The sequence below is a fragment of the Verrucosispora sp. SN26_14.1 genome (assembly GCF_004307965.1).
Taxonomy (GTDB): domain Bacteria; phylum Actinomycetota; class Actinomycetes; order Mycobacteriales; family Micromonosporaceae; genus Micromonospora.
This window is the reverse complement of record NZ_SISL01000163.1, coordinates 1-12136: the sequence shown is the minus strand read 5'-3', so window position 1 is coordinate 12136 and position 12136 is coordinate 1. Positions and strand designations below refer to the sequence as shown.

Sequence of the window (12136 nt, the reverse complement as noted above, 5' to 3'; positions counted from 1 at the left end):
GCGCGGCGAGCCCGACACCGGCCACGGTCAGCCCGGCGGCCAGACCGACCGCGAGACCGGGGTGGACCCGGCCGCTGGGGATCGGCCGCTCGGGGCGCTCGACCGCGTCCAGCCGCCGGTCCGCCCAGTCGTTGGCGGCCATCCCGGCCCAGTAGAGCAGCACCGACGCGGTGGCCAGCACGGGCGTACGCGGGCCGAGCGCACCGGCCGCCGCGGCACCGGCCACCACGTCCCCGGGCACCGAGAGCGCGGCCGGTGCCCGGACCAGCTCGGCGAGGTCAGCCACGCGCGGCATCGTGACCTCCGGCGTGCAGACGACGGGTGAACGCGGCGAGTCGGGTCCACTGGTCGCCGAGCGAGTGGGTGGCGGTGCCGAGCGGGTCCTTGAAGAAGAAGGCGAGATCGGTCAGCGGCCCGGTGACCCCGGCGGCGTGTGCGGCGGCGGTGAGCCGGGCCAGGTCGAGCACGAGCGGGGCGGCCAGCGCCGAGTCGCAGCCCTGCCAGGTGAACTCCAGGCGCATGCCGGTGCCCAGGAAGCCGGCGAAGGTGATCAGGTCCCAGGCGGTCTTGAAGTCGCCCAGTTCCTCGACGTACTCGATGCGGGTGTCGCCCTGCGGCAGGTAGCCGAGCGTCTCGCCGAGTACCCGCTGCTTGCTGCGGACCTTGGCGGCGTTGGCGGCCGGGTCGGAGAGGGTCGCGCCGTCGCCGCCGCCGAGCAGGTTGAGCCCGGACCAGGACCGTACGGTGAGGTGGCGCATCGCGAACATCGGGGCGAGCACCGACTTGAGCAGCGTCTCCCCGGTCTTGCCGTCGTGTCCGGCGTACGGCACCCGGTGCGTGTCGGCGAGCGTGGTCAACGCCGGCAGCCGGAGCCCGGTCGACGGGGTGAAGTCGACGTACGGGCAGCCGGCCGTCACCGCCGCGTACGCGTACAGGGAGCTGGGGGGCAGCACCTCGTCGGGGCCGGCGAGAGCGGCACTCAGCGCCTCCGGGTCGGTGTGGCCGGGGTGGGGTCGGGGCGTCGGCTCGGTGGCCGCGACGTTGACCACCACCACCCGGTCCAGCCCGTGCCACTCGCGGAAGTCGACGAGGTCGCGGACGGTCGCGGCGGCCCGGTCGGCCTGACTGCCGCCGATCGGCGCGGGCCGCAGATCGCGTTCCACGGTGGCCAGTTCCTCGGTCAACGCGGCGACCAGGCGGGCCGGCAGCACCCCGGCGGTGGCGAGCGCCTCGGCGCGCTTGGCGAGCGGTGTGGTGACCACGTCGTGCCCGCCGAACACCAGCTCGGCGAAGGTCGGCAGGGCCGGTCCGCGCAGCTCGGGCAGCTCGGTGACGCACCCGGTGGGCCCGGTCAGACCGGCCCGCAGGGCGAGCGCCCCGACGATGCTGGTGGTCGCGACCGAGCCGCGCGCCCCCACCAGCCAGACACCCGTACGCATAGCGCTCCTTCGGATCACTTCGGGCGGATGCGCCCCGTCCGCCGCGCCGCCCGATGAAGCTCACCGGCTGGCGTCGAGGTCGGCGGCGACGACGCCGGCCGGCATTCGGGCGGTGCGGACGGACGGGGCTAGCAGGCAGGGGCGGTCGGCGTCGCGCCCCTGCCTCCCCCGCAACCGGTCGGCCACCGGCGTCGGTGACCGGGCCGGAGGACTCATGGCGAACAGGTCCGCCCAGAGGCGGGGAAGATCGGGTGGTGCGTACCCGGCGGGATCTCCTGACCGGCGGCGACGTTGCCGCCGGTGGCGGTGCTCCGGTGCGGCCGGGGAATCCCGGTCCGGCCGCACCGGAGGCACCGCATAACGGGTGTCACCGGGCCGGGTGGCCGGTGACACGACCTCCGGTACCGACCCCGTTCCGGCCGCGGGGCGCAACCGCGGCCGGCCCTCGCCGGTCGGTACCGGAGGCGGTTCAGGCGGCGACCGTCGCCAACGTCGGCTCCACCTCGGTCCAGGCGGACCCCAGATCGGCCGAGCGGACCACCGCGTCCAACACCAGTTGCACCTGCAACGCCTCGACGAACGAGGGCGACGGGTCGACGCCGGTCGCCACCGCCTCGATGAAGTCACGCATCTGGTGGGTGAAGGAGTGCTCGTACCCGATGATGTGGCCCGGCGGCCACCAGGCCGACAGGTACGGGTGCTCGCTCTCGGTCACCAGGATCCGGCTGAAGCCCTGCTCGGCCGTGGGGCGCGTGGCGTCGTAGAACTCCAGCTCGTTGAGGCGCTCCAGGTCGAAGACCACCGAGCCGAGCGACCCGTTGATCTCCACCCGGAGGGCGTTCTTGCGGCCGGTGGCGAACCGGGTCGCCTCGTACGTGGCCAGCGCGCCGCCGTCGAGTCGGGCCACGAAGATCGCGGCGTCGTCGACGGTCACCGGTCCGGTGGCGGCGGCACCGTCGGCCTGCGCCGCCAGCCCGCTCGAACCGGTCGGCAACGGCCGCTCCTTGACGAACGTCTCGGTGACCGCGCTGACCCCGGCGATCCGCTGGCCGGTGACGTGCTGGGTCAGGTCGATGATGTGCGCACCGATGTCACCCAGCGCGCCGGAGCCCGCCTGGTCCTTCTGCAACCGCCAGACCAGCGGGAACTGCGGGTCCACGATCCAGTCCTGCAGGTAGCTGGCCCGGACGTGCCGGATCACCCCCAGCCGCCCGTCGGCGACCAGCTGACGCATCAGCGCCACCGCGGGTACGCGCCGGTAGTTGAACCCGCACATCGAGCGGGCCCCGCCGGCTCGGGCGGTGGCTGCCGCAGCGGCCATCTCCCGTGCCTCGGCGACGGTGTTGGCCAGCGGCTTCTCGCACAGCACGTGCTTGCCGGCGGCCAGCGCCGCGAGGGCGATCTCGGCGTGGCTGTCACCCGGTGTGCAGATGTCGACCACGTCGATGTCCGGGCGGGTCACCAGTTCCCGCCAGTCCGTGGTGTGCTCCTCCCAGCCGAGCCGGTCGGCGGCGTCGGCCACCTTTCCCGGATCACGCCCGCAGACGGCCACCATCCGGGCCCGCGCCGGCAGGTCGAACACTCGATTCACGGTCCGCCATGCCTGCGAGTGCGCGGCGCCCATGAACGCGTAGCCGACCATGCCGACCCGCAGTTGGTTGTCAGTCGTGGACAAGGTGGGTCTCCCCCCGTGGTGTCAGAACCCGAGCTTGAGGTAGTCGCTCGCGTTCTCCTTCGTGATCGTCTCGGAGGCGAGGACGATCTCCTTGGGCACCTGAAGCTCGACCAGGTCCGACATGCCCCGGTTCTGGCCGATCAGCCGGGCCAGCGAGATGGCCGACGAGGCCATCGACGGGCTGTAGGTCACCGTGGCCTTCAGCACCGTGTTGTCGGCCTGGATGTCCTCCATCGCCTTCTTCGACCCGGCGCCGCCGACCATGAAGAACTCGTTGCGGTTGGCCTGGCTGATCGCGGCCAGCACGCCGATGCCCTGGTCGTCGTCGTGGTTCCAGATCGCGTCGATCTTCGGCAGGGCCTGGAGCAACTGGCTCGCCTCGCGCTGACCGGAGTCGACGGTGAACTCCGCGGCCCGCCGGTTGGCCACCCGCAGGCCGCCCTGGGCCAGCGTGTCCGCGAAGCCCTTCGACCGCTCCTGGGTCAGCTCCAGCGAGTCGATGCCGGCGATCTCGGCGATCACCGGGTTGCTCACGCCCTTGGCCTTGAGCTGTTCGATGATGAAGGTGGCCGCCGCCACGCCCATGCCGTAGTTGTCACCCTTGATCTGCAACCGGTACGCCTTCGCGTCCGGGAAGGCCCGGTCCAGGTTGACCACCGGGATGCCGGCCGCCATCGCCTCCAGGCCGAACGAGTTCAGCTCCTTGCCGTCGTGCGGCAGCAGCACGATCACGTCCGGCTTCTGCGAGACCAGGGTGGACAGCGCCGCCCGCTGGGCCGCCGCGTCCGCACCCGCCTCGACCGTCTTGAACTCCACGTCGGAGTACGCGCCGGCCTGCGCCCGGGCGTTGTTGGTGATCGCGGCGATCCAGCCGTGGTCGGCGGCCGGTGCGGAGAACCCGATCGTGACCCGCTCGCCCGGTTCGGCGTTGCCGCCGCCTTCGGCCGCCTTGGTCTGTGCCTCGGTGGGCGTGCCCTGCTCGTTGCTGGTGCAGGCGGAGAGCAGTACGCCGGCACCGACGGCCGCCCCGCCGAAGAGCATCCGGCGCCGCGACATGTCGCGACTGTGCTGGGTCATGACGACCTCCTGATGTCATGTGGTGGAGGAAAATTGGGTGTGCGCGACCCGACCACCGTCGTCTGCTCGGGTGGTCCGGTCTGGTGCGGAGGGTGCGAAGAGGGTTAGTTGGTGGTGACCCGGTTGTTGCGGCGGAGGAACTGGGTGAGGGTGCCGAACTGCACCTGCTGGATCAGGACGGCGGCGACGATGATGCCGCCCTTGACCATGTTCTGTGCCTCGGTGGAGAGTCCGTTGATCGCGAAGAGGTTGGTGATGGTGGCGAAGATGATCACACCGAGCAGGGAACCGATGATGGTGCCCCGCCCGCCGCTGAGCAGCGTGCCACCGATGATCACGGCGGCGATCGCGTCCAGCTCGTAGAGGTTGGCCATCGCCGCCTGGGCCGAGGTGGCCTGGGCGGTGAGCATGATCGCGGCAATGCCGCAGCAGAGGCCGGAGAGCGCGTAGAGCAGCAGGGTGTGCAGCCGGACGTTGATGCCGGCCAGCCGGGCCGCCTCCGGGTTGCCGCCGACGGCGACCGTACGCCGGCCGAAGGTGGTGCGGTTGAGCAGCACCCACCCGGCGGCGACCACGGCGGCCAGAATGTAGACCAGCAGCGGGATACCGAGCAGGTCGTTGCTGGCGATCCCGTTGATGACGCCGTTCTGCGAGATCTGCGTCTGCTTGTCGGAGATCTCGGCGGCCAGTCCCCGGGCCGCCACCAGCATGGCCAGCGTGGCGATGAACGGCACCAGCCGCCCGTACGCGATGAGCGTCCCGTTGACCAGGCCGACCGCCACCCCGACCACGATCGCGGTGAAGATCATGCCGGCGGCGCCGAAGCTCTGCGTGGCGACCGTGGTGCACCAGACCCCGGCCAGCGCGACGATCGCGCCGACGGAGAGATCGATGCCGCCACCGATGATCACGAAGGTCATCCCGACGGTGACCACGCCGACCACCGAGGCGAGCTTGAGGATGCTGAGCATGTTGGCCCAGACCCAGTCCGGGTTGGAGTACAGGTCGGAGCGGGTGGCCGCGCCGATCACGAAGAGCACCAGCAGCACCCCGATCAGAGCCAGGTTCCGCTTGGCGCCCTCACCGCCCTCGCCGTTCCAGAAGGAGAGCCGGCCGCCGCGCGTCGGGGCGTCGGCCGCCCCGTGCGTGGTCACCCCGGTCCCGCTCGGGTCCACCGGCGGCGACTGTGCCGGCAACTGTGTCGTCGAGGGCCCTCGCTCGCTCATGCCGGCGCTCCGCTTCGCTCCGCGCCGCCATGAGGCACCTTCACGCTGTATCGATGATTCGCTCGCTGACGCTCGCTCATGCCGGTGCGCCTTCCATCAGAGACCCCGCCATCACGAGGTCGAGCACGGTGTTCTCGTCGAGTTCGCCCGCCGGGGCGGTACGCACGACCCGGCCCTCCCGCATGACCAGCACCCGATCGGCCAGACCGAGCACCTCGGGCACCTCGCTGGAGACCAGCAGCACCCCGACACCCTCGGCGGCGAGTTGCCGGATCACCTGGTACAGCTCGGCGCGGGCGCCCACGTCCACGCCCCGGGTCGGTTCGTCGAGCAGCAGCAGTCTGGTGTCGCCGAGCAGCCAGCGCCCGACCACCACCTTCTGCTGGTTGCCGCCGGAGAGCGTGCGCACCGCCCGGCGTACGTCGCGCGGGCGCATCTCCAGCTTCTCCGCGATCCGGTCCGCCTCGGCGCGTTCCTTCCCGACGTCGGTGAACCCGAGTCGGGCGTACCTGCTGAAGGTCGCCAGCGTGACGTTGCGGTAGATCGGCTCGCCGAGCAGCAGGGCCTGGCTCTTGCGTTCCTCCGGGGCCATGCCCATGCCGGCCCGGACCGCCGCGCCGACGCTGCCCGACCGCAGGGCCCGACCGGACATCCGCACCGAGCCGGACTCGGCCCGCCGGGCGCCGTAGATCGTCTCCAGCAGCTCGGACCGGCCGGAACCGACCAGCCCGGCGATGCCGACGATCTCCCCGGCCCGGACCGAGAGCGAGACGTCGGCGAACTCCCCGGCCCGGGTCAACCCGTCGACCTGGAGCAGTTCGTCGCCGACACCGGTGCTGTCGGGGCGATCCGGGAAGACGTACTCGATGGTCCGGCCGGTCATCCGGGAGACCAGGTCACGCGTCGGGGTGTCCCGGGCCGCCAGGTTCGAGGCCGTGGTCCGGCCGTCCTTGAGGACCGTCACCCGGTCACCGATCTCGCGGATCTCCTCCAGCCGGTGCGAGATGTAGATGACCGCGATCCCCTGCGCGGTCAGCTCGCGGATGATCCGGAAGAGGTTCTCCACCTCGTCGTGGGCGAGCACCGCACTCGGTTCGTCCATGATGATCAGCCGGGCTTCGTGGGAGAGCGCGCGGGCCATGCTGACCACCTGCTTGCCGGCTGCCGGCAGCGCTCGCACCACCCGGCCCGGCGGGATCTCCGCGTGCCCGAGCCGACCGAGGATCTGCCGGGTACGCCGGGCCATCTGCCCCCGGCGGACGAAGCCGATGCGACGCGGCTCGTGCCCGAGGAAGGCGTTCTCCGCCACCGACAGGTCGTCGACCAGGTCGAGTTCCTGATAGATGGTGGCGATCCCGGCTCGCATGGCAGCCTGCGGGTTGGCGAAGGTGACCGGCTCGCCGCGCCATTCGACCAGCCCCGAGTCCGGTCGATGCACTCCGGCGAGCACCTTGATCAGGGTCGACTTGCCGGCGCCGTTCTGCCCGAGCAGGCAGTGCACCTCGCCGGCCCGGACCTCCAACTGCACGCCGTCCAGCGCGCGTACGCCCGGGAAGGTCTTGACCACGTCGGTCAGACGCAGGACCACCTCGCCGGCCACGGTGTCGTCCGGAGCTTCGACCAGTGGCGCGTCGCTCACGTCGCCGTCGGTGTTCACGCTGCCTCCAGGAAAGCCAGGTCGCTGGCGAGCACCGCGGCTCCGGCGACACCGGCGCGGGGTCCCAGTTCGGAGAGCACGACCGGCAGGTTGCCGGTGGCCAGCGGCAGGGAACGCCGGTAGACGACGCTGCGGATCTCGGCGAGTAGGACGTGCCCGAGTTGGGCGAGTCCACCGCCGATGACGATCATCGACGGGTTGGTGAAGCTGACCAGTCCGGCGAGGACGCTGCCGAGGCGTCGGCCGCCCTCGCGGATGAGCTGGATGCAGGCCACGTCGCCCTCGACGGCACCGGCGGCGACGTCCTGGGCGGTGACCGACCCCTGCACGCGCAGGCGTTCGGCCAGCGCGGGTGAGGCACCGGTACGCGCTGCGGCAGTGGCCTCCTTGGCCAGCGCGGCGCCGCTGAACAGCGCCTCCAGGCAGCCGGCGTTGCCGCACGAGCAGACCGGCCCGTGCCCGTCGACCTGGATGTGGCCGATGTCCCCGGCGCAGCCGTCGGTGCCCCGGTAGACCTCGCCACTCAGGTAGATCCCGCACCCGATCCCGGTGCCGATCTTGACGAAGAGGAAGTCGTCGACCGAGTGCGCCACCCCGCCGTGCCGTTCGCCGATCGCCATGATGTTCACGTCGTTGTCGACCACCGCCGGGCAGCCGTGCTCGCGGGTGAGCAGCTCACGGACCGGAAAGCGGTCCCATCCCGGCATGATCGGCGGGGACACCGGCACTCCGTCGCGGAAGCTGACCGGACCGGGCACCCCGATGCCGACCGCGTTCAGCCGGTCGTAGACGCCGTCCACACGGGCCTTGGCGAGCAGTTCGTTCACGCGGTGCAGGGTCACCTTGGGACCCGAGCGGATGTCGGCCGTCTCCGCGTACGCCGCCACGGGCTCCAGGCGGCCGTTGACGACTTCGACGTCGATGGAGCTGGCTCCGAGGTCGACGGCCGCGAACCGCAGGTCCGGGCTCAGTTCGACGAGCGTGGAGCGTCGGCCGCCCCGGGAGGCGGCCATGCCGGCCTCGGCGACGTAGCCATGGCTCACCAGTCGTTCCAGCTCGGCCAGCAGCCGGGGACGGGGGATCTCCAGGCGGTCCGCCAGCTCCGCCCGGGAGACGGCCCCCTGGTCGCGGAGCAACCGCAACAGGCGCACGTGCAGGGGTTCGACGGTCCGCATCGGGACCCCTTTCATCGATGCGATTCACATCGACGCAACGCCGATGTGTTGTGTCCGACACAGTAAGCGCCTTCCGAGCTGCCTGTCCAGATCTTCGGCCGACATTCCACCAACTTTTGTCCGAGCAGACAAAAGCTTCGAGTGGATCAAGGAAAGGGTTGCTCATCCGGTCCGCGCCGTGGCAGATGGTGGCCGCCGGCCTGCCGATGCCGCCCGAGGGCGGGAGGTGGCCGAACCGGCCGGAGCCTGACGACGCGCATCCGACCGGGCAGAACGAGCCTGGGTCCGAGCGCCGATGACCGGCGGTCGGACCCAGGGTGTCTCTGATCCAGCTAGGAAGCCGAACTCAATCCGTCTCGTCCTCCTGCCGCAGCTTGCGGTCGTCGCGCAGTTCGACGTACGGCTCCCGGTCGACCGGACGCAGGCCACCCGCGATGGCCCGGCCGCGCGCCAGCTCGGCGTCGAACTCGGCGCCGAAGAGGATCGCGACGTTGCTCAGCCAGAGCCAGACCAAGAAGATGATCACACCGGCGAGCGCACCGTAGGTCTTGTTGTACGAGCCGAAGTTGGCCACGTAGAGCGCGAAGACGCCGGAGACCAGCAGCCACATCACCACCGCGAGGACCCCGCCCGGGCTGACCCAGCGGAAGCCGCCCTGCCGGGCGTTCGGCGAAGCCCAGTAGAGGATGGCGAACATCAGGCTGACCAGGATCAGCAGCACCGGCCACTTGGCGAGGTCCCAGACCGTCACCGCCGTACTGCCGACCCCGATCGCGTCACCCACCTGCTCGGCGAACCGGCCGGTGAACACCACGATCACCGCACTGGCCAGCAGCAGCACCCCGATCACGGCGGTCACGCCCACCCGGATCGGCAGGGTCTTCCAGATCGGGCGTCCCTCCGGCACGTCGTAGATGATGTTGGAGGCGCGCATGAAGGCGGCGACGTAGCCGGAGGCCGACCAGAAGGCGGCCAGCAGACCGATCACGGCGGCGAGGCCGGCGAGACCGCCGTTCTGCTGCGCCTGGTCGATGGCCGCGTCGATGATCTGGCGGATGTTCTGCTCCGGCACCGCCTGGCCGACGGTGTCGCGCACGCCCTGGGTGGCGCTCGGGCCGAGCAGACCGAGCAGCGAGACCAGCACCAGCAGGCCGGGGAAGATGGAGAGCACACCGTAGTAGGTGAGGGCGGCGGCCCAGTCGGTCAGGCCGTCGGAGCTGAACTCCCGGACGGTCCGCCGCGCCGCCGCCACCCACTCGTCGCGGGACAGCCGGGTCGGCCCGTCGGGGGTGTCCCGGTCGGCCGGCAGGCGCTCCGCACCGCTGCGGGGATCGTCGGCGGGCTGCCGCACCGCGTCGGCCCGGTCTGGACGGGAAGACTTCTCGGAGGCCATCGCCCCTCCCCTCACCTCGATGTTCTCGCCCGAGACATGCCCCGCCAGTGCGCTCGGGTAACCACCCGCCGGCCCTCCGCGTGGACCGCGGACACGGCGTGCCGCCGACCACACCGTCGTGCCGCCGACCGCACCGTCGCGCCACCGGTGCCGCGCGTCCGGCCCGGGCCATGGCGGAAAGGCGATCGGGAATGGCGCGTGCACCGGCGCAGAGCGCGACTCGTCGGGGATCCGCTGTCAACCGTGACGCGCCGACCGGATCAGGTCGGGCACCCGCACCGGTAGCCGCCGAACCACCGCCCCGGCCCGGACGACCCACCCGATCGACGCCGCCACCCTCCGTCAGCATCTATACGGAGAGTAATGGATTCGCTGGCATTTCGACGCCGACATGTGACAGCCCAATGCCCCAGAAGGTGAAAAACGGACGCAGTTACGCGTGCTCGCGTCGCGCATCCGGCAGACTAACGCGCACGTCCCGCGCCGGTCGCGAAACTGATTCTGAAACAAGCGCAGCGGGGAGTGACTGAAACAAAATGAAAGTCACTCAGGGAAACGACGATCGACAATGTTCCCATCGATGTGTCAATTCGCGTATCGTCCCCCCTCGTGTCGGCTATCCGATTCACCGATGATTCCGGACCCGAGGGCAATCGCGCCCGTGCCCGCGTGGCGGAGGCCGACCCCGAGGCCGATCCGCGCGCCGTCGGGACCGTTCCGGCCACCATCCCCCGGCAACGACCCGGCCCCGAGCCCGCCACCGGCCCGAACACGCCACCCGGTGACCGACCCACCGGTGCCGGGGACACCGACGCGCCGCCGGAGGTGGACGCGCGGGAACTGGCCGCCCAGTTCGAGGACGAGAAGCCCGGCCGTACGCTCACCGGGCCGGTCGCCGTCCTGCTGACCGCCGCGACCCTGGCCGTCGCGCTGCTCGCCCTCTGGCAGGTGTTCCGGCCACTGGCCCAGGGCAGCAAGTACTACCTGATCTTCTTCCTGGCCGGCGTACTCCCACTGGTCTTCCTCGCGTACCCGGCCGACCTGCGGCTGCCCCGGCTGCGCCGCGACCGTGACGCGAACACCGACGGACGTGCCACGCCCCCGGCGCAGGCCCGCCCGCCACGCACCGGGCCGAGCGGGGTCGACTGGGCACTGGCAGTCGCCGCGCTCGCCGCCTGTCTCTACCCGGTGCTGCCGGTCGCGCTGGCCGGCGGTGGCGGCGGCTACGACGCCTTCCTCGACCGGCAGGGCCTGCTCGTCGGCACCGACGTGGCGATGGGCACCGTCCTGCTGCTCCTGCTGCTGGAGGCGTGCCGACGCACCACCGGCTGGATCCTGCCCGTGGTGTGCCTGGTCTTCCTCGGCTACGGCTACTACGGCGGACTGCTGCCGCAGACCTGGGCGGTGGCCCACGCCGGGCTCGACTTCGGGCAGATCGTGGACGCCTTCTACAACTCCGACAGCGGGTTCTACGGCACCCCGTTGGACGTGGCCGCCACCTACATCGTGCTGTTCACCATCTACGGTGCGGTGCTGGACCGCTCCGGCGCCGGCCGGTTCTTCGTCGACCTCTCCGCCGCCGCGTTCCGCCGGTCCCGCACCGCCGCCGGTCGTACCGCGGTCGCCTCCGGCTTCCTGCTCGGCACCGTCTCCGGCTCGGGCGCCGCCACCACCGTCAGCATCGGTGCGGTCACCTGGCCGATCCTGCGCCGCGCCGGCTACCCGGCGGAACGGGCCGGCGGCATGCTCGCGGCGGCCGGTGTCGGAGCCATCCTCTCCCCGCCCACGCTCGGCGCGGCGGCGTTCATCATCGCCGAGTACCTGGGCGTCTCCTACCTCCAGGTGCTCGGCTGGGCGATGGTGCCGACCGTGCTCTACTACCTCGGCATCGTGCTCTCGGTGGAGATCGACGCGCGCCGCTCCGGGGTACGCGCGGCAGCCATGCCGGCCACCTCCGCCTGGCGGCTGCTGGCCCGCTCCGGCTATCACTTCGCCTCACTGTTCGCGATCGTCGGCCTGCTCGCCGTCGGCGTCTCGGCCACCCGCGCGGTGGTGCTGGCCACCCTGCTGGCGATCGTGCTGTCCTACCTGGACCGCAGGCACCGGCTCACCCCGCCCCGGCTGCTCGACGCGTTCTCCGGCGGCGCACGCGGGGTCCTCGCCGTCACGGTGGTCTGCGCGGCGGCCGGGATCATCACCGCCACCACCACGAAGACCGGGCTCGGGCCACAGGCCGCGGCGCTGCTGATCGACGCCGCCGGCATGGTCAGCTCGAACCCGGCCGTGGTGCTGGCGCTCACCGCGCTGCTCGCCGCCGTCGCGCTGAGCCTGCTCGGCCTGGCCATCCCGGTCACCGCGTCCTTCGTGATCGGCTGGGTGATCATCGGTCCGGCCCTGCTCGACCTCGGCGTCAGCGCCCCCGCCGCGGCGATGTTCGTCTTCTACTTCGCGGTGCTGTCCGAGGTGTCGCCGCCGACCGCGCTCGCCGCGGTCG

9 protein-coding genes are annotated in these 12136 nt (G+C 71.6%); 1 reads left to right on the top strand and 8 read right to left on the bottom strand.

Annotated features, from left to right (window positions below; genetic code table 11):
- The 8 genes from EYA84_RS16090 to EYA84_RS16055 form a co-directional block, all read right to left on the bottom strand.
- Positions 1–295 (bottom strand): UbiA family prenyltransferase (locus tag EYA84_RS16090; RefSeq protein WP_162520279.1); only part of this gene is annotated, 295 nt, incomplete at its 3' end.
- Positions 279–1439: an inositol-3-phosphate synthase gene (locus EYA84_RS16085; RefSeq protein WP_131053888.1), complete on the bottom strand. Its 1161-nt coding sequence runs from the start codon at positions 1437–1439 to the stop codon at positions 279–281. The genes EYA84_RS16085 and EYA84_RS16090, both read right to left, overlap by 17 nt.
- 469 nt (positions 1440–1908) lie before the next feature.
- On the bottom strand, positions 1909–3081 hold the full coding sequence (locus EYA84_RS16080; protein WP_387262748.1) for a Gfo/Idh/MocA family protein: 1173 nt from the start codon (positions 3079–3081) through the stop codon (positions 1909–1911).
- 54 nt (positions 3082–3135) lie between these two features.
- On the bottom strand, positions 3136–4191 hold the full coding sequence (locus tag EYA84_RS16075; protein WP_131053886.1) for a substrate-binding domain-containing protein: 1056 nt from the start codon (positions 4189–4191) through the stop codon (positions 3136–3138).
- 104 nt (positions 4192–4295) lie between these two features.
- Positions 4296–5417, bottom strand: coding sequence for an ABC transporter permease (locus EYA84_RS16070; protein WP_131053885.1), 1122 nt, complete (start codon positions 5415–5417; stop codon positions 4296–4298).
- A gap of 76 nt (positions 5418–5493) precedes the next feature.
- The gene (locus EYA84_RS16065) at positions 5494–7005 is read right to left on the bottom strand and encodes a sugar ABC transporter ATP-binding protein (RefSeq protein WP_176095977.1); all 1512 of its coding nucleotides are present in this window, start codon (positions 7003–7005) and stop codon (positions 5494–5496) included.
- 65 nt (positions 7006–7070) lie between these two features.
- Complete coding sequence (locus EYA84_RS16060; protein ID WP_131053884.1) at positions 7071–8249, bottom strand: ROK family protein; 1179 nt, start codon at positions 8247–8249, stop codon at positions 7071–7073.
- Between the two features lie 346 nt (positions 8250–8595).
- Positions 8596–9642 carry a YihY/virulence factor BrkB family protein gene (locus EYA84_RS16055; protein ID WP_131053883.1) on the bottom strand — a complete coding sequence of 349 codons (1047 nt, stop codon included), beginning with the start codon at positions 9640–9642 and terminating at the stop codon, positions 8596–8598.
- Positions 9643–10467: 825 nt separating this feature from the next.
- On the opposite strand from EYA84_RS16055, the gene EYA84_RS16050 reads away from it, so the two are divergent.
- Positions 10468–12136: TRAP transporter fused permease subunit (locus tag EYA84_RS16050; protein ID WP_131053889.1), on the top strand; the 1669-nt coding region annotated here is incomplete at its 3' end.

Coding starts and splice junctions, on each gene's coding strand:
- EYA84_RS16055 (WP_131053883.1), bottom strand. CDS start 9,642: ATGGCCTCCGAGAAGTCTTCCCGTCCAGACCGGGCCGACGCGGTGCGG.
- EYA84_RS16060 (WP_131053884.1), bottom strand. CDS start 8,249: ATGCGGACCGTCGAACCCCTGCACGTGCGCCTGTTGCGGTTGCTCCGC.
- EYA84_RS16070 (WP_131053885.1), bottom strand. CDS start 5,417: ATGAGCGAGCGAGGGCCCTCGACGACACAGTTGCCGGCACAGTCGCCG.
- EYA84_RS16075 (WP_131053886.1), bottom strand. CDS start 4,191: ATGACCCAGCACAGTCGCGACATGTCGCGGCGCCGGATGCTCTTCGGC.
- EYA84_RS16080 (WP_387262748.1), bottom strand. CDS start 3,081: ATGGTCGGCTACGCGTTCATGGGCGCCGCGCACTCGCAGGCATGGCGG.
- EYA84_RS16085 (WP_131053888.1), bottom strand. CDS start 1,439: ATGCGTACGGGTGTCTGGCTGGTGGGGGCGCGCGGCTCGGTCGCGACC.